Annotated in this window: 25 protein-coding genes and 1 pseudogene; 11 read left to right on the forward strand and 15 right to left on the reverse strand. The window is 60.6% G+C overall.

Annotated features, from left to right (window positions below; genetic code table 11):
• Window positions 1–11 precede the first annotated feature (11 nt).
• Both AC0NID_RS30955 and AC0NID_RS30960 read right to left on the reverse strand, forming a co-directional pair.
• Complete coding sequence (locus tag AC0NID_RS30955; protein ID WP_473456469.1) at window positions 12–1148, reverse strand: acyltransferase family protein; 1137 nt, start codon at window positions 1146–1148, stop codon at window positions 12–14.
• A 56-nt stretch (window positions 1149–1204) separates the two neighbouring features.
• Window positions 1205–1702, reverse strand: a complete 498-nt coding sequence (locus AC0NID_RS30960) for a DUF995 domain-containing protein (protein ID WP_473456488.1) — start codon at window positions 1700–1702, stop codon at window positions 1205–1207.
• A gap of 683 nt (window positions 1703–2385) precedes the next feature.
• Between AC0NID_RS30960 and AC0NID_RS30965 the strand changes: the two genes are divergently transcribed.
• Genes AC0NID_RS30965 through AC0NID_RS30975 form a run of 3 tightly spaced genes read left to right on the forward strand, consistent with a single transcriptional unit; the run spans window position 2386 to window position 3497 of the window.
• A complete protein-coding gene (locus AC0NID_RS30965; protein ID WP_473456470.1) occupies window positions 2386–2706 on the forward strand; it encodes a nucleotidyltransferase domain-containing protein in 321 nt (106 codons plus the stop codon).
• A complete protein-coding gene (locus AC0NID_RS30970; RefSeq protein WP_473456471.1) occupies window positions 2693–3229 on the forward strand; it encodes a ribonuclease toxin HepT-like protein in 537 nt (178 codons plus the stop codon). Before AC0NID_RS30965 ends, AC0NID_RS30970 begins: the two co-directional genes overlap by 14 nt.
• The gene (locus tag AC0NID_RS30975) at window positions 3180–3497 is read left to right on the forward strand and encodes an HVO_A0114 family putative DNA-binding protein (RefSeq protein ID WP_473456473.1); all 318 of its coding nucleotides are present in this window, start codon (window positions 3180–3182) and stop codon (window positions 3495–3497) included. The genes AC0NID_RS30970 and AC0NID_RS30975 overlap by 50 nt, the downstream gene beginning before the upstream one ends.
• A 33-nt stretch (window positions 3498–3530) precedes the next feature.
• On the opposite strand, the gene AC0NID_RS30980 is transcribed toward AC0NID_RS30975, so the two are convergent.
• Together AC0NID_RS30980 and AC0NID_RS30985 are read right to left on the reverse strand one after the other, a co-directional pair.
• On the reverse strand, window positions 3531–3698 hold the full coding sequence (locus tag AC0NID_RS30980; protein WP_473456474.1) for a hypothetical protein: 168 nt from the start codon (window positions 3696–3698) through the stop codon (window positions 3531–3533).
• Between the two features lie 461 nt (window positions 3699–4159).
• The gene (locus AC0NID_RS30985) at window positions 4160–5410 is read right to left on the reverse strand and encodes a tyrosine-type recombinase/integrase (protein WP_473456475.1); all 1251 of its coding nucleotides are present in this window, start codon (window positions 5408–5410) and stop codon (window positions 4160–4162) included.
• A 710-nt stretch (window positions 5411–6120) separates the two neighbouring features.
• Between AC0NID_RS30985 and AC0NID_RS30990 the strand changes: the two genes are divergently transcribed.
• The 4 genes from AC0NID_RS30990 to AC0NID_RS31005 all read left to right on the forward strand — a co-directional run bounded on the left by AC0NID_RS30990 (window position 6121) and on the right by AC0NID_RS31005 (window position 9031).
• Window positions 6121–7317, forward strand: coding sequence for a DUF932 domain-containing protein (locus tag AC0NID_RS30990; protein WP_473456476.1), 1197 nt, complete (start codon window positions 6121–6123; stop codon window positions 7315–7317).
• Between the two features lie 113 nt (window positions 7318–7430).
• A complete protein-coding gene (locus AC0NID_RS30995) occupies window positions 7431–7592 on the forward strand; it encodes a hypothetical protein (RefSeq protein ID WP_473456477.1) in 162 nt (53 codons plus the stop codon).
• A 72-nt stretch (window positions 7593–7664) separates the two neighbouring features.
• On the forward strand, window positions 7665–7964 hold the full coding sequence (locus AC0NID_RS31000; RefSeq protein ID WP_474033373.1) for a hypothetical protein: 300 nt from the start codon (window positions 7665–7667) through the stop codon (window positions 7962–7964).
• On the forward strand, window positions 7964–9031 hold the full coding sequence (locus AC0NID_RS31005; protein WP_474033374.1) for a DUF7146 domain-containing protein: 1068 nt from the start codon (window positions 7964–7966) through the stop codon (window positions 9029–9031). The genes AC0NID_RS31000 and AC0NID_RS31005 overlap by 1 nt, the downstream gene beginning before the upstream one ends.
• A 262-nt stretch (window positions 9032–9293) precedes the next feature.
• Here the strand turns inward: AC0NID_RS31005 and AC0NID_RS31010 are convergent, their stop codons facing one another.
• Window positions 9294–10175, reverse strand: a complete 882-nt coding sequence (locus AC0NID_RS31010) for a helix-turn-helix domain-containing protein (RefSeq protein WP_473459436.1) — start codon at window positions 10173–10175, stop codon at window positions 9294–9296.
• Window positions 10176–10456: 281 nt separating this feature from the next.
• Here AC0NID_RS31010 and bla point away from each other — a divergent pair, with 281 nt between their 5' ends.
• The 3 genes from bla to AC0NID_RS31025 are packed head-to-tail and all read left to right on the forward strand — an operon-like array spanning window position 10457 to window position 13484.
• On the forward strand, window positions 10457–11416 hold the full coding sequence (gene bla / locus AC0NID_RS31015) for a subclass B3 metallo-beta-lactamase (protein ID WP_473459438.1): 960 nt from the start codon (window positions 10457–10459) through the stop codon (window positions 11414–11416).
• Window positions 11417–11457: 41 nt separating this feature from the next.
• Window positions 11458–12525, forward strand: a complete 1068-nt coding sequence (locus AC0NID_RS31020; RefSeq protein WP_473459440.1) for a DUF1254 domain-containing protein — start codon at window positions 11458–11460, stop codon at window positions 12523–12525.
• A gap of 53 nt (window positions 12526–12578) precedes the next feature.
• Window positions 12579–13484 carry a transporter gene (locus AC0NID_RS31025; RefSeq protein WP_473459442.1) on the forward strand — a complete coding sequence of 302 codons (906 nt, stop codon included), beginning with the start codon at window positions 12579–12581 and terminating at the stop codon, window positions 13482–13484.
• Between the two features lie 149 nt (window positions 13485–13633).
• Here the strand turns inward: AC0NID_RS31025 and AC0NID_RS31030 are convergent, their stop codons facing one another.
• The 4 genes from AC0NID_RS31030 to AC0NID_RS31045 form a co-directional block, all read right to left on the reverse strand.
• Window positions 13634–14629: a tyrosine-type recombinase/integrase gene (locus tag AC0NID_RS31030; RefSeq protein WP_473459444.1), complete on the reverse strand. Its 996-nt coding sequence runs from the start codon at window positions 14627–14629 to the stop codon at window positions 13634–13636.
• On the reverse strand, window positions 14622–15572 hold the full coding sequence (locus AC0NID_RS31035; protein WP_473459446.1) for a tyrosine-type recombinase/integrase: 951 nt from the start codon (window positions 15570–15572) through the stop codon (window positions 14622–14624). The genes AC0NID_RS31030 and AC0NID_RS31035 overlap by 8 nt, the downstream gene beginning before the upstream one ends.
• Window positions 15569–16816 (reverse strand): tyrosine-type recombinase/integrase, encoded by a 1248-nt coding sequence (locus tag AC0NID_RS31040; RefSeq protein ID WP_473459448.1) that lies wholly within the window; start codon window positions 16814–16816, stop codon window positions 15569–15571. Before AC0NID_RS31040 ends, AC0NID_RS31035 begins: the two co-directional genes overlap by 4 nt.
• An 81-nt stretch (window positions 16817–16897) precedes the next feature.
• A complete protein-coding gene (locus AC0NID_RS31045) occupies window positions 16898–17944 on the reverse strand; it encodes a DUF7146 domain-containing protein (RefSeq protein ID WP_474033375.1) in 1047 nt (348 codons plus the stop codon).
• Between the two features lie 132 nt (window positions 17945–18076).
• Between AC0NID_RS31045 and AC0NID_RS31050 the strand changes: the two are divergent.
• Window positions 18077–18952, forward strand: a pseudogene (locus AC0NID_RS31050) (DUF7146 domain-containing protein); the annotation flags it as partial.
• A gap of 453 nt (window positions 18953–19405) precedes the next feature.
• On the opposite strand, the gene AC0NID_RS31055 reads toward AC0NID_RS31050, so the two are convergent.
• The 6 genes from AC0NID_RS31055 to AC0NID_RS31080 all read right to left on the reverse strand — a co-directional run bounded on the left by AC0NID_RS31055 (window position 19406) and on the right by AC0NID_RS31080 (window position 25811).
• Complete coding sequence (locus AC0NID_RS31055) at window positions 19406–20338, reverse strand: hypothetical protein (RefSeq protein WP_473454058.1); 933 nt, start codon at window positions 20336–20338, stop codon at window positions 19406–19408.
• A 293-nt stretch (window positions 20339–20631) separates the two neighbouring features.
• On the reverse strand, window positions 20632–21771 hold the full coding sequence (locus AC0NID_RS31060) for a response regulator (protein WP_473454059.1): 1140 nt from the start codon (window positions 21769–21771) through the stop codon (window positions 20632–20634).
• 15 nt (window positions 21772–21786) lie between these two features.
• Window positions 21787–22152, reverse strand: coding sequence for a response regulator (locus AC0NID_RS31065; protein ID WP_473454060.1), 366 nt, complete (start codon window positions 22150–22152; stop codon window positions 21787–21789).
• Window positions 22149–24257: a sensor histidine kinase gene (locus AC0NID_RS31070; protein WP_473454061.1), complete on the reverse strand. Its 2109-nt coding sequence runs from the start codon at window positions 24255–24257 to the stop codon at window positions 22149–22151. Before AC0NID_RS31070 ends, AC0NID_RS31065 begins: the two co-directional genes overlap by 4 nt.
• Window positions 24223–24807 carry an SCO family protein gene (locus AC0NID_RS31075; protein WP_473454062.1) on the reverse strand — a complete coding sequence of 195 codons (585 nt, stop codon included), beginning with the start codon at window positions 24805–24807 and terminating at the stop codon, window positions 24223–24225. Before AC0NID_RS31075 ends, AC0NID_RS31070 begins: the two co-directional genes overlap by 35 nt.
• Window positions 24804–25811 (reverse strand): ABC transporter substrate-binding protein, encoded by a 1008-nt coding sequence (locus tag AC0NID_RS31080; RefSeq protein ID WP_473454063.1) that lies wholly within the window; start codon window positions 25809–25811, stop codon window positions 24804–24806. The genes AC0NID_RS31075 and AC0NID_RS31080 overlap by 4 nt, the downstream gene beginning before the upstream one ends.
• Window positions 25812–25816: the final 5 nt, after the last annotated feature.

Consider the following 25816-nt stretch of genomic DNA (forward strand, 5'->3'; position numbering starts at 1 on the left):
CGTTACCGACCTCACCAACCGGATCGCGCGTAAGAAATAAAGCCGTCGTTTTGACTTGCCGTCTGACTTTTCACGGGGAAATTCCGAGGCCGATCCGATACTGTATGCCCCGCAGGGTTATTGAGCGTTTTCGCCACCGGAAAAAAAACCTTAAGGGCGTCGAAATGCTTTTCGACCAGATGCCACGACAAGGTAGCGACAATGATTGTGCAAGTGCTCATGACAAAGAAGGTAATCGGACCCTTGTGGTAAAGTGTTGGCCAGTTTTCTGCAATAAGCCACCAGATTGCCATATGATAGATGTAGGTTGTGTAACTAATGCGACTAAGGAAACGCGCAACTGGGTTGGCCAACACAAGCGCAACGACCCCACCATATCCGACGTAAGCACTCAGAACGACGGATGATAACGCATATATGCTTAATATCCTGTAGCTTTCTGAGTGGCCAAATTTATGTCCAACAACAAATGGCGAAAATATGATCGCAATTGAAACCAAATTGCTTAGTCTGCTTGTTATGACGGCTTGTACGTCCCTGTTCTCTTTTACCAACGCCAGAATGGCTCCTGCGGCTAAAGGATCGAACACAAAGAGGACGTTTTTTGCCCAGGGACTGATTCCTAGATCCACACAATGAACGCGGAGAACAATAGAGATAGCAAAGACGCCCGCATAAATTACGAATATCGATCTTCTGCTGAAGAACATTATGATTATAGGTGAAAATAGGTAGAATTGCTCAACGACGTTAAGACTCCATAGATGAGCTACAATCCATGGTTTCCATCCGTCTGTGTTCATAAAATAGAGATTCGATCCTTGGAGCACGTGCCATTTAATGCTCGATCGTATGCCGTCCATATTGAACAAAACCGCGATGAGCAAAACTAAAAATAGCGACGGAAGCAGCCTGAGAGACCGACGAATATAAAAGTTAATGATGCTAGTTTTGGATAGAGATTCTTTAGAGGAAAGCAAGATATGGCTGATCAGGAAGCCGCTAACCACAAAGAACAAGGATACTCTCACGAACTCCAAAGTTGGGCGTTCGCTCCAATAGTGCACATAGAGCACGCCGACCATGGCAAGAACGCGAAGCCCATCGATCTGAGCGCGCCTGCCGCCCTCGTCGCCTAACGACGCCATGCTTTATCTCTCCAGGAAAAATGTTGGTGCGGAACCAGCGGCAAGTGGCTGGCCGATCACCGGTTGGCCAGCCGAGCCTTGGCCTTTTCCAAACGGTTGGCGACGTAGTCGCCGCGCCGAACCTTTGCGTATTCGTCTTGTTTTTTCAGTTGGGCATGTTTGAAGAGGTACCACTTCCCCTTCTTGCTTTTTTGGTAGACGTTCGCGCCCTGCTTGCGATGGCTGAAGCATGAAAGCCCCGGAGTACTACCATCCTTCGAAGTCCACGTAGCTCGGAAGCAGAGCTTTCCGGGATCAGTAAGAAACCAAAGTCCCTCACCATAAGAAGTCCCGTTGCCAGTCGTGGCGGTAAACCGACGCTGCCGTGGTGAAAAGTGGCCTGCTCCGTCTTTCCAGATCCATGAGCGGCCCTGATAAAGTTGGAAGAGCTCGTCAGTGGTCAGTGGGGTGCCGAGCTGCGATCTCGCGTATTGCTCAGCGCTGGCCTCAACGGCACCTAGCGCTATACCGCCGGCGAGAGCGAGGCTGACTACTATATAATGCGTTTTCTTCATCATGATGTTCCTCTCCGTGGACAGAGTTCAGCATCGGGCGGGTATTCACGAGAGCCCGCACACTGTTCAGCCACCGTACTCAGCAGCGGCAAGGATGTCGTTGGCCTGTCGTTCGGAAATTTACCTCACCGTCCATATCTGCGAGTATTGAAGCGCCAAGGGCACTTGGGAGCGCTGGTGCGGCTCGTCAGCTATTCTGGCCGCCGCGAAGGTGAGGCACCTGCCTGTCGATGATGCCCTCGATCGGATGCATCCGCACCAGGTGGTGACGAGCACTATCAGAATGACGGTCAGGACCTGACCCCACAGGATTTTGGTCGCCGGCAATTCTCTTCCCCCCGGCCAAACAATCGGGAGCGGATAAAGGGTGTCCGTTTTCCACATGTGCAAGGAAAAGGAGTGACCAAAGCGGCGAGGCGTAGGCGGACCTTGAAAGACTTGTTGAATGCGATGCAAGCTTCGATCACAACAATCAAAGCGGCGACACGTTCCCACAGCCATGACGTTCCATTGCCGACGAAAAAAGAGACATGCGCTAAGTTCCGGTCGGAAGGATGCCCCTCACCCGGCAAATCGCTTGAATATATATCATTAATTGATATATATGATGGATGCCGAACGCTTGCGGAGTTGTGACAATCCACCTGAGGGCACGTTTGGACCAAAAGGCCACGGGCGAAAAGATGAACAAGATCGACACTTTGATCCATCGAAGGGCTAACGATCGCCGTAAGACCGCGCAGGCTTGTGTAGCGCGCATTCTCCGAAACGCCAAAGCCCTCGGTGTCGATATCTCCCTTGTCGGATCTCTCGCGAGAAGTAGTTTCCGCGTCCACTCGGACGTAGATCTGCTGATTCACGGAAGCACTGATCCTGTACGTCGGGCCATGGTCGAGCGCTTGGTCGCAGACCAACTTCGGGGAACGAACATTCCGTACGATCTGATTTTTGCCTCAGACATACCGGCCGAACGAGTGCAGGAATTGCTCCATGACTGCGTTTAAGCATCCGGCATTTGCAAAACTGACGCCAAAAATCGACCGCGCTGCGAAGGAACTGCAGCAGATCGAGGAATATCTGTTGGCTCATGGGAGTGAGATGTTCCTCGGCGAATGGGGAGCGGTGGCGGCTGTTTCGCTGGGAATTCACAATGTCTACAACGGCATCGAGGACATCCTGCTCAGCTTGGCCAACGATATAGACGGCCTGGTTCCCCAAGGTCCTACGGCGCACCAGGACGTGCTCGATCAGATGTCGGCGGCAATTGCAGGCATCCGCCCAGCTGTGCTCGATCCCGAGCTTTATCAGTCCCTGAGTGAGTTGAAGGGCTTTCGTCACCTGGTGCGGCTTCGGTACGGTTTTGACCTGAAAACAGATAGGGTGCGCGAAAACCTCGAAAGGGTTAAAGAGGCACTTCCGTCTTTCGTCGAGGCTATCGTTTCCTTGGAAAGAACCCTTACCGAGGAAAACACGCACGATGATGATGGCGGCGGCAGTTCAGAAGGCGGAGCATCTGGCGGTCCTTGAACCAATGGCTCAGTTGTATTCGCCGGAAGAGATCCTGCGGGCGTTGACTCCCGAGAATTGTCGGCTGGTGGCGCTGATTCATCGGCACCGTCCGCAAAGCATCACGGAACTGTGCCGGCTGGCATCGCGCCCGCAGCCGAACGTATCCCGCTCCTTGGCTGCCCTTGAGCGGGCGGGAATTGTCTCAATGGTGGGGTCCAGGCCAAAGAGACCTGAACTCGCCGTGCAACGAGTCACGATCGAACTCGCTGAGCTTCAGAACGGCTGATACGAGATCGGTCGGCGCTGCCTCTTCAGCTCTTCATCCGCTGCTGTTCAAATCCGTTCCCGCCCGCAGACGCTCCATATAGGCGCGATAGGCAAATCTGCGATCGCGTGTCTTTCCCGTCGTTTCCACGAGGACGCCGACTTCGGCCAGCGCTTCGATCGCGCGTGTTGCAGTCCGCTTGCTCGTATCGATCAGCTTCATGGCGGAGGCCACCTTGACGATTGGATGGCGGGGAAGCTGCTCGAACAGTCTCAGCGCCGAGACGGAGGCGGACTCGGCGCCAAGGAGCCGGTCCCGGTCCGCGCTGACAAGGTTGAACAAATCGCACGCCGAGGCGACGGTGGCGCTTCGGCATCTGTTTTGCGGCTCGTCCCCGGGAACGATCTCGTGATGCACGGGGAGCGGAAGGCACGACAGCGTCTCTGCCGAACCACTGGGAACGAAGTCCTTTACCAGCGGCGATCATTAGTCAAGGAATCGTTCCTAAGGCTCCCCTCATGGGCACGCTCCCCATTCCTTCGAATGTTTTGTGAGCGACCCAGCGGAGTGGCAGGATTTGAACCTGCGACCCCATCGTCCCGAACGATGTGGATAGCGAGAAAAAGTCCGGATTTCCGGGCTCTTTCGTCACGTTTGCCTGATTTTGTTCGCTTTCGTTTTCTTTATTCTGTGGGGAAACTGTGGGGATGCGGCGATCGAGCTTTGTTTTCGCCCAGCCTTAGGACGGTTTTCGGAGCCTTGCCGGCGACGTGCCTCTTCGCGATCTTCTCGGCCGCGTCTGCCTGGAAATCGGGATGGTGGTGGCCATAAGTGTCGATCAAGACTTCCACGGTCATGCCGAGAAAGCCTGCCGCCTGCCACATGTCGGTACCAGCCTGCATCAGCCAGGTCGCGGCGGTGTGGCGCAGGGTATGGGGCGTGACGTCGGGGCCGAGGCCGGCGGCTTTGCGTACCTTCCTAAAGCTCCTTTTGATCGATTGGACCGGCCTTCCGTTCCACTCGACGACGAAATCCTGCGATATCTTGCGGCCGATGTTGGCGCTCTTGCCCCGCCCCTTCGTCTTGATGTCGAGATCGGTGCGGGCCCAGCGGCGCAAATGCGCCAGCAGCCGGGGCGTCAGGCGCGCGGGAGGCTGGCGCTTTTTGGTCTTCTTGGCGCCACCGGCGCGGCGATAAAAGATGCCACGCTCGAGATCCATATAAGCATACCCTTCGGTTGGACGGATGGCGGCACCGCAGACAGCGGCCGAACGCGTCCCGGTGTAGAGCGCAACGAGCATGAAGCGAGCAAGGTGGCGTCCGGTGCGGCGGCCACTCTCCTGGCCTTTCCATGTCTGTTTCATGCGCCACGCGGCCCAGATGAGGGCCGCCGCTTCACTGCGCGTCAGCCATCGCTCGCGCGGTTCAGGCTTGCGCGGCAGGCGAATCGTCGGAGCGGCTGTCGTATAACCCTCATCCCGGTAATAGTTGATGGCGGCGCGAAGATCCTCGAGTTGACGGCGCGCGGCGGCTTCAGTTGGCCTGGACGCGGCGTAGTCACGGCAGAGTTTGCCATTGATGACGGAGAGCGTCTTTTCGCCGAAGAAATCGAGGATCTTGTCCAGCCGAGCCGCCGTCTCTTCTGGCGCGGCATGGTTTGGCGCAACGTCGGTCAGATAGACATTGATGACATCGGCGATCAGGACATCGTCAGAACCGCGTCCGCACTCGCGCGCTGGCTGGAACTTGTCGGCGATGTAGGCCGCAAGCGCTTTTTCGTTTTCAGTCCCTGGACGGCTTTTTTCGCCGCCGCCAGCGCTGATGAAGGTCGACCCGTCGCGGATGAACCATCCGGCCCTGTTCCGGAGCGTTTCGTCCTTTTTCCGGCTTTCGTCGCGCCAGACAAGGCGTGGCCCTTTCGACGTCCGCGGCATCGTTCCCTCATTTTCGCGATCGCCGCCAAGGTGACGTACTCCTTTCCGGCGATTAACTCCGTTTCAAGTCGACCGGCATCGCGTTCCTTGCGCAAGCCGGCTGCGCCCATCGAGCGGTCGGGAAAGGCAATTTGCGCAGCAACCTCGAGGCGCAAAGGAGTGGCATTGTCGAATTGCTCCGGGATTCTCAAAACGGAGCCCCCAGGCAATCGCAACAATGCGATCGTTTCGCTGGAGAACAGGTCTCGTTGAGCGCACGCCTGCGTTGGGAGCATCGCCTCCGCCGAAATAGAAGGCGTCGCCACAGGCAACGGCAAGATCGTGATTGATGGCCCGCGACTTGGCAGCACATTGAGCGCAACGTTTCCACCTGTGTCTCACCGTTCCGAAACGCCGCTGCGTGAGATAGGTCCAAACACCGCACGGTGAAAAGTGGCACCGGGAGATCCTGCGGCAAAGATGTCCGTTTGACCTGCCAATCGGACGGTTCGCAGTCCCCATCGCGAGCATCGGTTCTGGCTTCGTCGATGCGGATGACCATGCAGGCTCAGCAATTTGTGCGCCCGGTAAATTCAACGTGGGGTGTTCTTCGGTGCACGCACGCTCCGCTCCGCAACGACCCAGATAGAGTGAGAGTGCTGCGGCTGTCGCCGTGACGGATTGAAGGTCGAGAGAGAGGCTCTCGGCGGTCCGTCATTGGAGATCAGACCATGAGTAATGTTGAAATTCTGGACGCCACTCGCGACGCGAACGGTGGTTACAAAGTCGATTTAGGTCGGGGCCAGCGGATCGGCCGCGTGTCGTCGGAATGGTTTTCCCGGCCCGATGACGAGCGCTTCTTGTGCTTGTCGGAGCTGTTTGGCTCCGTGAACGGCCGCAGCGAGCGCAGTCGCACACGAACCGTCGAGAGCGCGGCCATACGCGTCGAAGCCAGCCGCGACAATACCGAACGCCTTTCCCTAAGACTACCAGGTGCGGCCGAACCGGTCTCACCGACCCATTGGAGCTTTGGTCAGCTGGCGAGTCTCACCGGCGCACCAGCGGCCTACCTTCGCCAGTTGCCCGCCCTGCTTGCGGGTATCAACCTGCAATACGGCCTGGCATCGCACCGGGCCGAGCAGGTCAAGACGCTCGAGACCGATGACGGGCGCGTCGAACTGCGCGCCGTCACCGGCCCGGACTACGGCCGCATCCACGACCATGAGCTGGTCGCGGCCGTTCGCCGGATCGCCGGCAACGGCACCGGCGATACGCGCTGGAAGGTGCCGGGGGTACTGGACTGGTCAAGCGGCATCTACAATCCGCGCGCCGGCGTGACGAAGGACACGACCACACTCTACGCCAGCGACCGAGATGTCTTCCTGTTCCTGGTTGACGACCTCAATCCGATCGAGGCGGGGCGACTGCCGGACGGCTCGCCTGATCTGTTCTTCCGCGGCTTCTACTGCTGGAACTCGGAGGTGGGCGCCAAGACGCTCGGCATGGCCTCGTTCTATCTTCGCGCCGTATGCCAAAACCGCAATCTCTGGGGCGTGGAGGATTTCGAGGAAATCACGATCCGGCATTCGAAATATGCTGCTTCACGTTTCGCTTACGAGGCGGCGCCGGCTCTGGCGCGGTTCGCCGATTCCAGTCCGGTGCCCTTCGTCAACGGAATCAAGGCGGCCCGTGCACAGATCGTTGCGCGATCCGATGAGGATCGCACCGATTTCCTCCGCAAGCGGGGCTTCAGCAAGCCCGAAGCCACGAGGATCATCGAGACGGTGCTCGCCGAGGAAGGCCGCAAGCCCGAGAGCGTTTTCGACTTCGTCCAAGGCATCACTGCGGTAGCGCGCGACAAGACGCACCAGGACGCGCGGCTCGGCCTTGAGGCCCGGGCGAAAAAACTGCTCGACCTCGCCGCCTGAGCCGGATCACGGCTTTCCGGTTCGACGTCATCCTGCGTCCGGTTCTGCGGCTCGTCTCTCGGAATAAGAGGTGGGCCGCAGCTTCGCCGGAGCCGTTGCACCCGTTCGGCCGCATGGTCGTTGCAGCCCCCGAAACGACCAAGACCGACCAGCTCGCGATCGCAAGGAGCGAAGAAACGGCGGAAGTCGGCGGCGAAACGGCTATGGCCGACGCCGAACAGCAGCTCGACGATCAGCCGGCCAACATCCACACGCATGCGATCGCCACCGAATAACCGAAGGATCAATACGGCCACCCGAGGGCCGGCCGGCAACGGCGGGCCCCTTTTTCGTCTGAGGAGTTCGCCATGAAAACTGCAACGGATCTCGCGCAGCGTCTCGGTCGCCGAGCTGAGTCGGTCTGCCGCCACTATCTCTCGGCTGGACACCGCGAGGGCCGCTATTGGCTGGTCGGCGATGCCCGCAACGCGCCTGGCCGCTCAATGTTCGTCCGGCTGACGGGGCCGGTATCCGGCAAAGGCGCGGCCGGCAAATGGACCGAATATGTTGCGCCGAGGGTTATGTTGCGCCCGCGCGATTGGGCGCTGTCCCACGGGCGATTGACGGCGTCGACGCAGCATAATGTCAGCGCGCGGGAGGTGTCGTGATGCCCCGCGACGCTTCCGAACTGGCGCGTTGCCTCGCCCGCGATGCCGAGGCGGTCTGCCGCCATTACCTGTCCAACGGGCGGCGCCAGGGCCGCTACTGGACGGTGGGCGACGTTCGCAACACGCCCGGCCGGTCGATGTTCGTCCGGCTCAGCGGGCCGGAATCCGGTCCCGGCGCCGCCGGGCATTGGACCGATGCCGCCTCGGCCGAATATGGCGATCTCCTCGACGTGATCCGTGAGAGCTGCGGTCTCATCGATTTCCGCGATGTCGTCGATGAGGCGCGACGCTTTCTGAGCCTGCCGCGCGCTGAACCGCACGGCGCCCCAAGGCCCGTTCGCACACCCATCCCCGTCGGATCGCCGGAAGCGGCGCAGCGGCTCTTCGCCATGTCGCAGCCGATCCACCGGACGCTCGTCGAGACCTACCTGCGCAATCGCGGCATCAAGGCTGTCCACGATGCAAGAGCGCTGCGGTTCCATCCGCACTGCTACTACCGGCCGGACGAGCATTCGCCGACCGAGACCTGGCCGGCGATGATCGCCGCCGTCACCGATCTCGACGGCCGCATCACCGGCGCGCATCGGACCTGGCTCGATCCCGACGGCTTCGATGCCGTCCGGCTAGGCAAAGCTCCGATCGACACACAAAGGAAGGCGATGGGTGGTCTCCTCGGCCATGCCGTTCGCTTCGGTGCGCCGGGCGAGGTCATGGTGACCGGCGAAGGCATCGAGACGATGCTGTCTCTGCGCTGTGCGCTGCCTGCCATGCCGATGGCGGCCGCGCTCTCGGCCAATCACCTTGCCGCCCTTCTGCTCCCGCCAGCGCTGCGTCGGCTCTACATCGCCCGCGACGCCGACGCCGCGGGCGACACGGCGCTCGCGGCATTGACCGAACGTGCTGAAGCAGCGGGCATCGAGGCGCTTGCCCTGTCTCCGCGGATGGGCGACTTCAACGAGGACCTGCGTGCATTCGGCCTCCGCGCGCTCCGCAGGACATTGCGCATCCAACTCGTACGGCAGGATGTCGTTCGCTTCATGCGTCAGGGAGCGGCCAGGACAGTGTGACAGATGGCGGTTTTGGACCGTCCTGGTCGATCCGTCGAGGCCCATGCCGTACAAGCCATTGGTGCCCGCGACGGAACAGACGGACACCGGATTGACCCGAGAAGCGGCTTGCCTCGAGTCAATTCGCGGCCATGACCCTTCCGTTCCCTTCCGTCGGATAATTTGAAGGGGAAGCCATGACCCGAAGTCGCCCTTCCAGGGCCCAAATCCCGGCCGGGAAAAGCCGACGTTCGCAGAACCGGCCGATTCTGTGCGAAACAGACTACCGCCTACGTCTCAGCGTATCGGATGGTTTCTCGCCGTAGGTTTTCCGGTAGAGGCCGGCAAAACGACCAAGCTCCCAAAATCCATGATCAAGCGCCACTTCGGATACTCGCGCTAACATCGGATCGCACGTCGTCAGGGCCTGGCGGACCTTGCTCAGCCGATAGAACGTTAGGTAATGCGCCGGGCCGATCCCGAGTGTCTCGTGAAACGCCCGTTGGACGGTTCGCAAGGAATGTTCGAGCGCGAGGCAGAGATCGATGACGTGAAGTTTCGTCGGTGGCTCCATGTCCAACCACGCCTCGGCCCGCCGCACGATGTTGGCGTTTGGTTCGAAGGCCAGGCAGTCGTACTCGCTGCTGCCGTGCGCGGCGGCCAACAGGTATGGGTAAAGAAGCGAGCGCTTCAGCATCTCCTGCCGGCCAATGTCCTGCGTCACGGCTGGCTGGAACGCTACCTTCGTCAGCCCTTTCAGGGCGCTGGCCGCGGCCGCCCTTATGTCGTGAGGGGCACGTAGATGTCCATTCGTCCAGAGGACATCGCTGCCGACCAGACTGCCGCTGAGTCGCGCGAGCTCTTCGATGTCTATCGACAGCGCCGCATATTCGAACATGCCGCCCATGCTACCCCAATGTTCCTGCCGCGGCTGTAGCACCGACAAATCGCCCTGCACGGCTGCATTCGATCCAAAGTGGGCAGCGCCCCGGTCTCCGACGTGAATCCCGAGCAGGACCTGGCTCGTGTGTGACGTCCCGCGGTAGCGGTGGTCCGAAACAAACTTTCCGTGCGTGAAGGCGAAATCGCTTCCGACAAGGGCGCTGGTTCTGCCTGAGAACGGACCGGTGCGCAGCGGCACAAGTTCAAGGTCCACGCCGCTCATTGGCTGCGCAAGCTTTCAAAATCGGCGAAGGAAGCGTCGAAGTAGGTGATTCCCTGGCTCATTGCTCCGGCTCCGAGTGGGCTACGGCGCCGACTTTGGGGGTGAAGAGCAGGCGGAAGTCCGCTCCTTCTTTACTTCAGTTTGGCCTGGCGCAAAATGGATAGTCAGCATCGCCGCTCGGCGTCTATCATTCTATTGCCCGCCATAGCGAGCGGCGCCACGTTTAAGTTGCGTTGCCCTGGCAGGGCGTTGGGATACAGGAAACATCACGGGAGGCAAACATGCGCAACATCGTCCGGCTGATTGGCGCTTTGACTGCAGCGGCGTGTCTGCTTGTGCCCACAGTGCAGACCAATGCCCAGACATTGCCGAAGGACGTGCCGACCAAGGAAGAACTCGCCAACGACAACAATCTTTTCCTGAAGCTGGCGCGCAAATTTCTCAAGTGGGACGAGCCCGAGGAGCCGGTCAGGATTGCCGGACCCATTTATTTCGTCGGCACCAAGGGACTTGGCGCCTTCCTGTTCACCACCTCGGAGGGGCACATCCTGATGAACACCGGCATGCCCCCGTCAGGGCCGATGATCGTCGACTCTATTCGCAAACTCGGTTTCAAACCCGAAGACATCAAGATCATGATCAATGGCCACGCCCACGTCGACCACGCCGGCGCCTTCGCCTATTTCAAGAAGCTGACTGGTGCCGAAGTCACGATCATGAAAGACGATATCCCGCTGATCGAGAACGGTGGCCGAGGCGACTTCAAATATGCCGACGATTTTTCCTATGAGGGCGTCAAGGTCGACCGCGTGCTGACCGACGGGGACACAGTCAGGCTCGGTGATCTCCTGTTCACCGCCTATCACACGCCCGGCCATACGAAGGGCGCGACCACCTGGGTGCTGAACATGGTAATTGATGGAAAGCCCTTTGTTGTGGCGTTCCCCGACGGGGCCGGTTTCAACCCGGGCTACCGGTTGGCGAAGAACCCTATCTATCCCGGCATCAACACCGACTATCGCCGCACACACCATTTCCTTGAGCTGCTCAAACCCGACATCTGGCTGGCGCAGCACAACGAATATTACGACTTCGAAGGCAAGCGAAAGCGGGCCCAGACGGAAGGCGTGAGCGCATGGATGGATCCGGAAGGGTACAGGCGATTCATCGCCGGCAAGAAACGCGCCTTCGAAGACGAGGTCGACGTGGAATTGGGCGCTCCCAAAACCGGTAAAAAATAGAGCCTTTCTTGTACAAGTCCCTGAATTGCGGAGGAATTTCGATGCAAAATGCCCGTATCGCCTCAGCACCCTGGCAGGCGGCGCCAGTTATTTTAGCGATCGCGCTCGCCGCCCTGGAGGCATTGAGCCCCGCGCCGGCCACTGCGCAGGAAACTTCAGGTGGTAAGCCAGCGACGGTCACCGTCGGCAACTTCATCCGCGCCGAGACCGACTTCTACTTCAAGACGCGAGAGTTCGGCAAACTGAACCATAGCCGGACCATGGCCGCGATCGACGAGCAGGACGTGGTCCGGATGAACCGCGACACGCTTTACTCCTCCGGGGTGTTCGATCTCGATGCGGCTCCGGTGACCATTGCGCTGCCGGACCCTGGCAAGCGCTTCATGTCGATGCAGGTCATTTCCGAGGATCACTACACCCTCGAAGTCGTCTATGCGCCGGGGAGTCACACCTACACCAAGGACAAGGCGGGCACTCGCTATGTCTTTCTGCTTGTCCGCACGCTTGCCAATCCCGAAGACCCGGCAGACCTGAAGATTGCCAACGCCCTTCAGGATCAAATCAAGGTCGATCAAGCGAGTGTGGGAAAATTCGAGGCGCCGGACTGGGATTCCGCATTGCAAGCCAAGGTGCGCGATGCCCTGAATGCGCTCGCCCCCCTGCGCGAAGGTGACAAGGGCGCCATGTTTGGCACTCGAGAGGAGGTCGATCCAGTCGCACATCTCATCGGCACGGCCATCGGGTGGGGCGGCAATCCCGACTACGCTGCTGTCTACAGCAGCTTCTATCCGAAGGGCAACGACGGCAAGACAGTGCACAAACTGACCGTCAAGGACGTGCCGGTGGACGGCTTCTGGTCGATCAGCCTCTACAATGCCAAGGGTTTCTTCGAGAAGAACGACCTCAACGCCTATTCCATCAACAATCTCACGGCGAAGCCGAATCCCGATGGCTCTTTTGCCGTCCAGTTCGGCGGTTGTCATGATGACACAGCGAATTGCCTTCCGATCATGGAGGGCTGGAATTACACGGCGCGCCTCTACCGTCCGCGCAAAGAAATCCTCGACGGCGGTTGGAAGTTTCCGGAAGCTCAGCCGGTTACCGAGTGATGCGCGCAGATCCGCATTGATGAAACCAGCTCTCTGTGGAGAGGTAGAGTGCGATGAGGGGAAAACTCAGCATCCTGTCAGCGGCGACCCTGCTCTGGTTGTGCAATGATGCGGCCGCCATAGACGACGGGCCGCGCGGCTACCAGCTTGTGCCGGAGGGCACCAACGCGATCACGGTCATCGGTCTCTTTCAGGAAGGCAACCAGTCCTTCGGTCCCGGCACCGCGCTGAGCGGAGCCGACATTGATATCGATATCGGCCTCGTTCAGTACACGCGTTCATTCAACATAGCAGGTAATCTGGGAGCCCTGTTCGTTGTGCTTCCGGCCGGTAAGGTCTCTGGGACCCTGCATACTGCCGTTGGCGATCTCGAAGGTGAGAGTTCCGGCATCGGCGATCTCATCGTGGGTGGAGTTGTGGGCCTGTATGGCTCTCCGGCCCTGCCCAAGGCCGAGTGGGCCGCCTACGACCCGGGACTGTCGATAGGGCTGCTGGGCAAGGTGTATGCGCCGACCGGCGCATTCAGCGGCGACAAGACAATCAATCTAGGCGCGGATCGCTGGGTTGGACAGATCGGCCTGCCGATGAGCTACTATTTCGGAACGTCGATGCTTGATCCGGAGTTGGCAACGCTAGAGCTGGTGCCGTCGGTCACGTTCTTCAGCGACAGCGGTGATACCAGCCAGGACCCGATTCTCACACTTGAGGGGCATGCCACCCGCAATCTCGGCAGCCGGTTCTGGGCCTCCTTGGACGGACTCTACGTGTACGGTGGAGAGACATCCACGAACGGCATATCGAATGGCGACACGCAGGAGTCCTTCGCCCTGGGCGGGACGCTTGGGGTGAATGTGACGCCGTCGTTCTCGATCAAGTTCAGCTACGGAGAATTCGTGTATCACAATACCGACGGCTTGGACGGCCGGAGTTTCCGCGTTGTCTCGAACTTTGTCTTCTGACTTGACGCGCTTCCCCGGCAGGCGAATGTCTGCTTCGAAAATTCGGCCTGAACGCCGGCTTCTGGCGCTACTTGCTCGTTTATGAGCGACCGCGTCCACCACTCTGAGCAGGAGTTCTCGGCGATGGACGCCGTAACATACCTCCTGACTCACAAGGATTTCAGAAAGGCCATGAGATCCTTGTCCTCCTTCCATGAGCGAGGGGGTCGTGGCTGACCGACTTCGCAAAGAGCTATGGCGTTGGCTTTCAGCGTGAGGTCGATTTCGGCATAGATATTGGTGGTGCTGATCGAGACATGGCCGAGCCAGGCGCGAATGGTATTGATGTCCACGCCAGCGAGGACGAGGTGGCAAGCCGTCGTATGCCGGATCACATGCGGGGTTATAGTTCTGTCAGCCAGTTCCGACACCCGGGCCGCGCAACGCTGGATAAGGCGATAGACTCCGAAGCGGGTAAAAGGCGTTCCGAGCCTGCTGACAAACACGGCGTCATCGACCGAGCGACCGATTATCTCGTCTGCCAGAACTCGTTCGGTTTCAGGCCACAGTGGGCACTGGCGCGTCTTGTCGCCCTTCCCGTGCAGGGTGGCGAGATCGTGACCGCCGTTTCCGCGCCCGATCTGCAGATCGCGCACCTTCAGTTGCGTGGCTTCGGAGACACGCGCCCCGGTGTTGTAGAGAAAGAGCAGAAGCGCGTATTCGCTACGCCCCCGCCTTGTCTTGCGGTCGGGCACGGAGAGCATGGCCTCCATTTCCGCCCTGGTCAGCCATCCGACCGGTGGCGGCATCGACTTCTTCGACGCGATGGCCCGGATATGACCGCACCATTCGACATGGGCCGGATCCCGGCTGCCGATGAAGCGGGCAAACGCCCGGATGGCGGCAAGCCTCTGATTGCGGGTCCGGACTGAGCATCCGCGATCCTCCTCGATATGTGTCAGGAACTGCAGTACATGCCGGGAGGTGAGATCACGGACGGCCAGCCGGTCCACGGGCTTGCGCATCTTGCGGCTGACAAACGGCAGGAGAAGGCTGAAGGTGTCCCGGTAGCTCTTGCGGGTGTTCCGGGCCAGATTGCGTTCGGTGACGATATATTCGCACAAGAAGCGCCGGATCCATGGACCAAGGGTTACGTGTTCAGGCATCCTGACCTCCGGCCGCGTAGCGAGCAAAACGCAGCGACGCCTGCTGCAAAAGCTCCGGCGTCATCGACAGATAGATCTTTGTGCCCTCCAGATCGGAATGGCCGAGATAGGTGGAGAGTACAGGTAGCAACCGTTGCACATCCGCTCCCTGGCGATACCAGGCAGTCAGGCTGTGAACCGCGAAGCTATGCCGGAGGTCGTGCAGGCGCGGGATCTGTCGCCCGCCTGCCGTGCCGTGGACCCCGGCGATACGCCGCAGCGTGTCGAATGCGGCCTGAACGGTGCTGCTGGCGAGCCGCGTGCCGTCCCGATTTGCCAGAAGGAAGAAAGTCTCGCCTTGGGCAAGCTCGCCGCGCCGCCGCAGCGGCATATAGTTGGTCAGCACTCCTGCAAGCTGAGGTCCGATCGGAACAAGACGGCTCTTGTAGAACTTCGTGGCGCGTATGGTCAGAACGCGTTCCGCCAGATCGACGTCCGTCAGCGCGAGTCCCGTCGCTTCACTGAAGCGCAACCCGGCTCCGTATAGCAGGAGCAGCAGGGTCCGGAACGTTACTGCGTCGAGCTGAACTGCACCGCGCCGGCTTCTCTCGACGGTCGCCGGGTCCAGGAGCCGCCGCAACTCGTCATAAGAGTAGATATACGGCGGCTTCCGGGGCGGCGATTTCGGTTCGCTGTTCGGCAACGGCGAGCGCGTCGCATGACCACGGCTGACCGCATGACGCCAGAGGCCGACAAGCGCGTAAAACTTGTTCTCGCGATGTCGGGCCAGTGGCCCTTTGCCTGCCAGAAAGGCCAGAACCTGGTTCGAAGTAACCGCATCGCACGTGGCATCCCCGTTTGCGTATCGAAGGAGGTGGCGCAGGAGGTTCGCCCCGGTCGTGAACTTGGCGCCATGAGCCCGTCGCAAGAGGATGTATTGCTCGATCACCTCTCGGAGCATCATGCCAGCCCCTCCAGATCGAGAGCGGCCACCTCTCGAAGAGATGCGAGATCAACCTTGGCATAGATCGCGGTGGAGGACGGATCGCGGTGTCCGAGAAAGTCCCCGATCACCTTCATAGACATGCCCTGGTCCAGAAGATGCTGGGCTGCAGCATGCCGTAGAACATGCGTACCTCGTCGACCGGAGACGATGCCAATGCCCGCCAGCCGCTCACGGACCATCTTGCCCAAAGTCGTTCTGCCAAGCGGTCGGATCGGCGCATGCGCGGTGAAGAACAGGCTGCGCCCGAAGCCGGATGGCCGTGCCTCTTGTATGTAGCGCAGGATGGCATATCCGGCCTCATGCGACAGCGGCCAGAGATGGGTTCGCCCGGGCTTTGGACAGCGAACGCGGAGCATCCCGTTCTCCCAGTCCAGATCGTCCAGTTGCAGGCCGCGGATTTCCCCGGCCCGCAGCCCATAAACGATGAGCAGCATGAGGATGGCCCTGTCGCGCTTGTCGACAGGACGATCCCTTGCAACTGAGGCCATCAGGCGCAGCACGTCTACGCGCTTTATGCCCTTTGGCACGGTCTCGTCCGACATGAACCGGGGCGCCATGATCCCCGCGGCCAGCCCGGTCCGACACCAGCTGCTTGCTTCGGCAAACAGGAAGAACGCCTTCAGACGCTGAGCGTAATCGTGTATCGTTCGGCGCTTCCAGACTCCTCGCCTGTGCTCTGCCGCAATGACATCATCGATGTCAGTCATCCGGACGGCGTTCAGAGGAACACCCTTCCCAGCCAACCAGAACAAGAAGTGGTCGGCGGCGGCGCAGTAGTCTTGGATGGTCGCCGTGGAGAGGCCGCGCTCCCGGCGCAGCCACCTCTCAAAGATCACGATCTCTGCGTGATGTGGGTGATGCGTATGTTCGGGCTCGTCGAGCCATCCCAAGAATCGTAGCCATTGGGTTCCGCGACTGACAAAGCGTGTTCTCGCCTTGGACGAAGCTGCCCGAGCATATCGGTGTCCTTTTGGCAGCGCCCAGATAGCTGCTGCGGCTTCTATTTGGGGAATGCTGACTCGGCCGCCTTCTCGCAAATCCAGTAGTCGGATGAGGCTGAGTTGATCGTTCGCACTCTTACGCAAGGTTGTTCGGCAAGCGCCCAGTTCATTCAGGTGTCGAAGGTACTGCGCGCGCGGTTCGGACAGCGGTGCTGCTTGATATCTCTCAGCGGTTCGGGGAAAGAAGATTGCTTCAAACATACTTGTGCCTCCAGGTTGGTGGAGGCTCAAGCTTTCGCACCGAGCACCGTGATGAAAGCGCTGCTGCGTAGAAGGTGCCAATCATCCGCAGGTAAAGCAGCAATCCTGCCGTACGAGTTGGATGCGCAATGTCCTGCGGAGCGCGCGGAGGCCGAATGCACGCAGGTCCTCGTTGAAGTCGCCCATCCGCGGAGACAGGGCAAGCGCCTCGATGCCCGCTGCTTCAGCACGTTCGGTCAATGCCGCGAGCGCCGTGTCGCCCGCGGCGTCGGCGTCGCGGGCGATGTAGAGCCGACGCAGCGCTGGCGGGAGCAGAAGGGCGGCAAGGTGATTGGCCGAGAGCGCGGCCGCCATCGGCATGGCAGGCAGCGCACAGCGCAGAGACAGCATCGTCTCGATGCCTTCGCCGGTCACCATGACCTCGCCCGGCGCACCGAAGCGAACGGCATGGCCGAGGAGACCACCCATCGCCTTCCTTTGTGTGTCGATCGGAGCTTTGCCTAGCCGGACGGCATCGAAGCCGTCGGGATCGAGCCAGGTCCGATGCGCGCCGGTGATGCGGCCGTCGAGATCGGTGACGGCGGCGATCATCGCCGGCCAGGTCTCGGTCGGCGAATGCTCGTCCGGCCGGTAGTAGCAGTGCGGATGGAACCGCAGCGCTCTTGCATCGTGGACAGCCTTGATGCCGCGATTGCGCAGGTAGGTCTCGACGAGCGTCCGGTGGATCGGCTGCGACATGGCGAAGAGCCGCTGCGCCGCTTCCGGCGATCCGACGGGGATGGGTGTGCGAACGGGCCTTGGGGCGCCGTGCGGTTCAGCGCGCGGCAGGCTCAGAAAGCGTCGCGCCTCATCGACGACATCGCGGAAATCGATGAGACCGCAGCTCTCACGGATCACGTCGAGGAGATCGCCATATTCGGCCGAGGCGGCATCGGTCCAATGCCCGGCGGCGCCGGGACCGGATTCCGGCCCGCTGAGCCGGACGAACATCGACCGGCCGGGCGTGTTGCGAACGTCGCCCACCGTCCAGTAGCGGCCCTGGCGCCGCCCGTTGGACAGGTAATGGCGGCAGACCGCCTCGGCATCGCGGGCGAGGCAACGCGCCAGTTCGGAAGCGTCGCGGGGCATCACGACACCTCCCGCGCGCTGACATTATGTTGCGTCGACGCCGTCAATCGCCCGTGGGACAGCGCCCAATCGCGCGGGCGCAACATAACCCTCGGCGCAACATATTCGGTCTTATGTTGAACTGCACATAAGACTGACGCCGCCACCGGTGAGCACGGTGACCTTCTCGACGTCATCCGCGAGAGCTGCGGCTTGGTCGACTTCAAGGACATCGCCGACGAGGCGCGCGCCTTCCTCAGCATGCCGCCGCCTGGGTCACAGTGTCAATCGCCCCAACGGGCGGCACGAGTACCGACAGGGTCGGCCGAGGCAGCCCGCCGTCTCTTCGGCATGTCAAAGCCGATTTTGGGCACAATCGTGGAAGCGTATTTGCGCGAGCGTGGTATTTCGCTTTTGCAGAAAACCGAGAGCTTGCGGTTCCACCCCCGCTGCTACTATCGGTCTGACGAGCACGGCCCGACAGAGACCTGGCCGGCCATGATCGCCGCCGTCACCGATCTGGATGGTCGCATCACCGGGGCGCATCGGACCTGGCTCGATCCCGACGGCTTCGATGCCGTCCGGCTCGGCAAGGCTCCGATCGACACCCAAAGGAAGGCGATGGGTGGTCTCCTCGGTCACGCTGTGCGTTTCGGCTTGGCGGGCGAGGTGATGGCGGCCGGCGAAGGCATCGAGACGATGCTGTCGCTGCGCTGTGCGCTGCCTGCCATGCCGATGGCTGCCGCGCTCTCGGCCAACCACCTTGCCGCCCTCCTGCTCCCGCCGGCGCTGCGCCGGCTCTACATCGCCCGCGACGCCGATGCGGCGGGTGACGCGGCGCTCGCGGCATTGACCGAACGCGCCGAAGCTGTGGGCATTGAGGCGCTTGCCCTGTCTCCGCGGATGGGTGACTTCAACGAGGACCTGCGCATATTCGGCCTCGGCGCGCTCCGGCGGACATTGCGCATCCAGCTCGCGCCACAGGATGTCGTTCGCCTCATGCGCCGAAAAGCAGCCAAGACGAGGTGACCGTTGGCGTCCGGGTTGTCCTGGCCGATCCGGCGAGAGGCATCAGTACCGGTCCGGCTCGACGGTGGAAACCGCCCTTGGGCAGCGGTGGCAATCGTTGCTAAGAGCCCATCACCGACATTCGAGCATGGCAGGGCATACCTTAGCACCGCGCAGTGCAAGAGAGTTCGCCGTCGCGCCCCACGTTCGCCATTCAGCGGAATTGCCCACGATTCCTGAAAGCTGCCGCCCGTACTGGCGACGCTGAACATCCCGATGCTGGTGGGTTTGCAGACCGTCCGCTAGACATGGTGAGCGAAAAGGTCATCCCTGGCGCTTTCACAATGTGCTCGCTGGACGACGCAGTCTTCGTCTGGATCGTCCAAACGGCTGGCGAACATCGTTTCGACCTGCGCCTTCGAAGGCGCAACTCAATGGCCAGACGGCGAAAGCAGGGCGTGGCAACGGCCACCGCTACTCCGGCTTCAGCCGCTCAATCCTGATCTCGACCCGGCGGTTGATGTCACCAGCGCCGAGTCGCGCCTCGAATTCGACGGTGCGTATCAAGCCCGGCGTGGGATCATACGTCACAATTCCGCCCTCGACCACGCTCAGTCCGTCGGCGGTGGCCTGTGCCACGACGGCCTCCGCCTCGGGAACGTCCAGCCCGCCAGCCTGGGCGGCCAGGGTGGCAAGCTCGGGGCCGAGCGTGTCGCGGGCCGCCTGCGGGCTGGGTGTGATACGCCAGACGAACAGCAGATCCTCGCTGCCCTCCTCCCGCCCGCCATAGGTCTCGAGCTTCGATCCGGGCACGAAGAACCACGCCGGGAGATCCAGCCCTTCCGTCACCATCCATGTCGCATCCCGGCGAAACGGGCGCAGGTGCGCCACCGAAGTGACCCAGAGCGGGCGCATGACGGCGCCGATCCCGTCGGGCTCGAAGACCGGCAGCAGACGCTCGATCGCCGCCGCGGTTGCTGGGTCCGTCAGACCGGGCAGCCGCTCGGCGAACCGAACCTTCACTCGCGGCCAGTCGATTTCGACCGGCGCGCCGAGCCGCAGCATCTTGAAAGGATAGGTTTCGTTTTCGATCGCTCTGGCGAAAAGGTAGGCGATATCGCGCTCTACATTCTCGACCGCCCGGACCGCACGAATAGAATAACTTCCTGTCATCATGTCCGGCGGTTCCTCGCCGGTCAGCCGCAAATGCAGTTCGTGCGTCCATTCCGCGCGCCGCTGGTTGCCGCGGAAGCTATGTTCCTGGACACTCTGGATGCGAAAGACGATGTCCTCGTCCATAGGCGGGAAGAACCCCAGGCGCACGAGGTCTTCGGAGTTGTCCTGAGCAATCGCTCCGAAGGCGACGAGGAACGTCAGGACAAAGCCGCACAGTCTGAAAACCGCCATAGGTCGTCCTTCCTCCGGTGGGGCGAGTAGGGTGGATTACCTATGGGAGGCCGGCGGCTGTCAAGTTCGGGCTGACCGGCGCCCGGCAAGGCAACGGCGCAACGCTCCTGGCCGCCGTGGACGTTCAGCCGGCGACACCGTTGCGTTAGCTTAGCTAGTCGCTGGGCGCCTCTTTTCGAACTTCGTGGTGAAGCGCGACCATGCCGCTTCTGTAGGTTTTCACCTCTAGCAGATGAAGCGCTCCCGCCGCCTATTGCAGCCTTTTAAATCTACCTCGTATCTGGCAAGGTTGTTCAGCCAAGCCACCGGACAATTTCGTAGGCCAGCATCGAACGGTGAAAGCCCTTCAGATTTAATTCGCCAACTGTAACGGCTTCAACAAATGGCTCCACGGCGCCGAAGACCCGTTGGCTAACGAGGATCTGACGTGATTTGGCCTGCTCGCACAAGCGGGCGGCATGGTTTGGGATGGTGCCGATGACCGCATAATCCGAGCGCTGGTCGAAGCCGATTTGCCCGATGGTTGCGTGGCCCCGTGCTATACCGATCCCGAAACCAAGCAAATAGCCACGTTTGCGCCATTGTTCCGAATGCTCGTCAATTGCATCACGCATCCCCGCTGCCATACAGACGGCTTTTTCGGTGTGGTCAGCGCAGAGCAAAGGGTCGTTGAAGACGACAAGTAGACCATCACCGACAAAGCGCTCCAAAGTCCCTCCGTGGCGCGTGATTAACTCGCCTAGACAGGAATGGTATTCACCAAGAACTGTCATCACCTCTTCCGGTTCGGCTGTCTCGGCGAAGGCTGTGAAGCCGCGCAGATCGCAGAAAACTACTGTCACCTCGCGCCGGTGGCTTTGGAGAAGCGTGTCGCCATCGCCCGCTGCGACGATGAGGTCGGCGACCTGCGCCGGCAAAAATCGCCTGAGCCGGCCCATTCGCTCGATTTCCGTTACCTGTTCAGCCACCGTTTGTTCAAGGGAGCGATTCCATTCCGCCAATTGGGCGGCCTGATCCTCCAGGCGCTGCGCCTGGCGCTCGACCGTATCGTGAAGCGCCTTTTGGCGCAGCATCGAGCGTACACGCGCCAGTAGCGCTCTGTGCTCAAAGGGCTTGGTCAGATAGTCGTCCCCGCCGGCGTCCAATCCTTCAACCACGTCCCGCGTATCGGCCTTCGCGGTCACAAGAATGACCGGGATCGACCGCAAGGAGACGTCCTGCTTGAGCAGGCGAACAACACTTATGCCGTCGAGCTTAGGCATCATGATGTCGAGGAGGATCAGATCCGGCTTGAGATCACGCGCCTTCGCAAGCCCTTCTTCGCCATCCGCGGCAGTCGCCACTTGATAGCCGTTAGCTTCAAGGCGAACGCGCAAGATTTCGAGATTTTCTGGAGTATCGTCGACGCTAAGAATTAGAGGCGGATTGTGCAAGGTCCCATCCCTCTCTCACGCAAGGAATCCGCGAACCTTTGCCAGCAACTCCCGCGGGCTGAAAGGCTTGGCAAGGTAGCCATCGCATCCCGCAGCAAACGCTTTCGCCTCATCGCCCGACAACGCATAGGAAGTGACGGCAATGATCGGAATATGCCGGAGAGCCGGGTTGGCCTTGATACGGCGGGTAGCTTCATACCCGTCTATCACGGGAAGCTGAATGTCCATGAGGATCAGGTCTGGCCTCACGGCTGCTGCGGCGGCGACGCCCGCAGCACCGTCCGCGGCCTCTATCAGTTCGTATTCGGTGGTGGCCATGAGATCGCGGATGATCTGGCGGTTGTCCTCGGTGTCTTCCACCATCAGGATGCGTTTGCTCATGCCGCCTCCGCGCTTCCCCCTACCCGGATCGGTATCTTCAAGCGGAACGTCGAGCCTGAACCGGGGACGGACTCGACGTCTATGGTTCCGCCATGCATTTCGACGATACGCTTCGAGATCGCCAAGCCTAGACCCGTGCCGCCCTTCTGCCTGGTGCTGCTGCTGTCTACCTGCTGGAATTGTTCGAAGATGAGCGCCTGGTCCTTGGGCGCGATGCCGGGACCTGTGTCTCGCACTGTGATCTCGAAGTGTCCATCGATCGCATCGGCAACAATGTCGATCGCACCCGTTTCGGTAAACTTGACGGCATTGCCTGCAAGATTAAGCAGCACCTGGGTCAAGCGGCGTTCGTCCCCGCGTCCGATTGGAAGTTTCTCGGCAACAGTCGCCGCCAGCATGAGACCTTTCGCTCGCGCTAGCGGCTCCACCGCCGTAACGGTGGATCGAACAATCTGCCCGACGGAGTAGTCCTCGATCGCCAGCGTTAGCTGGCCGGCTTCGATCTTTGAAAGATCAAGCACGTCGTTTATGAGTCCCAAGAGATGTCGCCCGTTTGCTTGCACGCGCGCCACCGTCGTCTTTGCCTTGTCCGGGAGCTCGCCATAAATCCCATCGAACAACAGTTCGGTAAAGCCCAGAACTGAATTGAGCGGCGTCCTGAGCTCGTGGCTCATATTGGCGAGGAACTGGGACTTGTGGCGACTGGCTGCCTCCAGTTCTCGGCCTTTTTCCTCAACCTCGCGGAACAGCTTCGCGTTTTGAATAGCAAGTACCGATTGGGCCGCAAAGGTTTCCATCAGGTGGACGACTCGTTCGTCGAATTCCCCTGGCTGACGGCGCCTGACGACAAGGGCGCCGACGATCTTGTTCGGTCTGAGCAGTGGGACTACCAGGACGCCGCGATATCCGGCGCCGAGGACGATCTTCTGAACGGCAGAGGGTGTTCCTTCGCTGAGATCGGGTACCTGGACAGGCGCGCGGCGCCATGCGGCATCGCCGATCCCCAGGTCGTTCAGCCCGATGCCCTGGTCGGAAATCTCGGCAATTAACTCGTCACTCATCCCAAAAGTCGCGCGCAGGCGCAATTGTTGCCTCGTGCCACTGAACACGTAAATAGTGCCCGCATCCGTGTCCGATAGTTGCACCGCCTTCGCTACGATCGTCCGCAGCACCGTGTCGAGATCGAGCGTCGAATTGACCGCTTTGCTGAGCTCGCCGAGCGCTTCCAGTTCGCCGACCGAGCGTGCAAGCTCGGCCGTGCGTGCCTCCACCTCTTGATAGAGTAGCCCCAGCTGCTCGGACGTCTGGTTGACATTGCCGGCAAGCACTCCAAGCTCGTCACGATTAGCGACGATGACCTGTTGCGCAAACTCTCCAGCCGCCATCTGGCGAAGACGCGTTTCGATCTTCTTGACCGGTTCGATCAGCGACCATGAGATAATGTATCCAAGGCCGAGTGCCAAAAGGATGCTGCCGACGGCAAAGGAAATGACGATCGACCGGGAGGTGCCATACGCCCCCTCCGCCGTTTCGATGGCGGCCACCATGTCAGCCTCGGCGATGTTGACCAGTTGGTTAGTTAAACGCTCAAGTCGGTCGGCCAATGGGACGATCTGGGCCATCTGCGTCTTGCGCGCCTCAGCCGTATGGCCGGCGCGGACCAAGCCTACCACACGCGTCACTTCGTCTGTGAACCGGTTGTAGTCCTGTCGGACTTGCCCTAGTAGTTCCGCTTCTTCCGTAGCGACGAACTCCATACGGTCAAGGTCGTACCCAAACTGGCTGAGCTGGCGGACGGCCGTGTCCAGCATCCTGTCGTCCTGAAGCAAAAGCGCGGTCGAGATGCTGTAGAGCTGGTTTGTCGTGTCGTGCTGGACCTGGCGAAAAGCTGCGATCTTGCGCTGCAGCTTGATCAGCTCATTTGTTTGATTGTTGACCCCGCTCAGCACCTGCAACCCGACGGCCCCGAGCACGATCAGCAGGCCGACGATCGACAGGAACGCGATCAAGAGCTTGGTCTGGACGCGCGCCGGCAGCCGGGCAACCCAGCCAACAAGCCGGTTCGTTATGCTATTTGGATTCGTCCAAGAGGCTGAGAAGGTCATCCCGGAACTCCTCCAGGTCGAACCGGACACCAAGATACTGTACTCGCAAGATGCCACCGGGGTCCACGAGCGACGTCAACAAGGTATGGTCGACATCTCCGTTCGCCGCCTTCTTCGCGATGACCCCGTATTTCCGTCCCACCTCATGGACGACTGCCGGATCACCGGTAAGAAACGACCAGCCCTTCAGGTCGGCGCCAAAACTCTGCGAATATTCCTTCAAGACATCGGGCGTATCGCGCTCCGGGTCGACGGTGATCGAAACGAAGGCGATTTTGGGTCCGAATGCACTACCCAACTTTTCCTGCACGCTGGCCATATGGGCGGTCAGCATGGGGCAGACGTCGGTACAGTACGTATAGATGAATGAGACGGCGACCACCTTGCCGCGAAAGTCGTGCAGCGACACCTGCAAATTGTCCTGCGATACCAACGTAAAGTCCGGCGCCTGTCCGATCGTCGGCAGGCGCTCGTCGTGCGGCGCGTCGTGCGCGTGTGCCGACCCGGCCATCAGCGCCAGCAGCAAGATGCGCGCCGGCCACTCGCTCACGTTTTCATCTCGCGCTTGACCTCGTTGAAAAGGCGCCAATCCGTGCCGTTCGCGATGATCTCGTTTGGGCTCGACTTGACAATCCCGGCTTCATGCAGCCGCAGCGAGAAGAACCTCATCGTGTCCTCGGGATCGAAGTCGCGCCAATTGGAGTATGGGAGATCGCGGAGCGACTGCACGGCGTAGTCGTATTGTTCGGTGTGTCCGCCGTCCACCAGGAGGCGTGCCACCCGTTCCGGTTCGGCCGCGCAGATGTCGGCCGATTTGATGATGGCCCGGATGACGCGCTTGGTGGCCGCTGGATTTTTCTCGGCATAGGTGGCGTTGACCGCCAGCATGCAGCAGTAATATTGCGACCATGGCCGGTCCTTGGAACTGTCGAGGATGACGTGACCGACTTTGCGGGCGCGGAGGTCTTGAGCTTCAGGCGGAAAAGCCAGGAAGGCGTCGACCTTGCCCTTGGCGAAGAGCTCCGCCGGCTTTGCTTCGCCGACGATCCATTCGATGTCGCGTTGCGGATCGAGGCCGACATAGGTCGCCATGGCACTGACGAAGATATGCGGATCTGACGACAGGTTGCCGCCGACGCCGACTTTTCGGCCCTTGAGATCCGCGATGCTCTTGATGTCCTCGCGTCCGAACAGCTCGTAGCAGCCGACATGCACTCCGGAGATCACCTTGATCGGGGCGCCAGTGTCGACCGGAATGATTAGGGCTGTGGCAAAGTCAATGCCGAAGTCGATGTCGCCGCGCGCCAGCATCTCGGTCTGGGCGATACCGGCTTCGGCGGCCACGAAGCCGAAATCCGAGAGCCCCTCTGCGCGGATCAGATCCTCGGCGACGTACTGCGGAGCAATGCAGATACCAGGCGCCGCCGCAAAGCGGGCGATCGTGGTTTCAGGTGCCGCTTCGGCGGCGGCCGCGTTGCGGCCCTTTGCAAGACCCGCACCTGCGAGCGCAGACAGGCCTGTGAGGAAACGGCGACGGTTCTGGACAATCTGCACGAGTC

The sequence above is a fragment of the Mesorhizobium sp. WSM4821 genome (assembly GCF_055901555.1).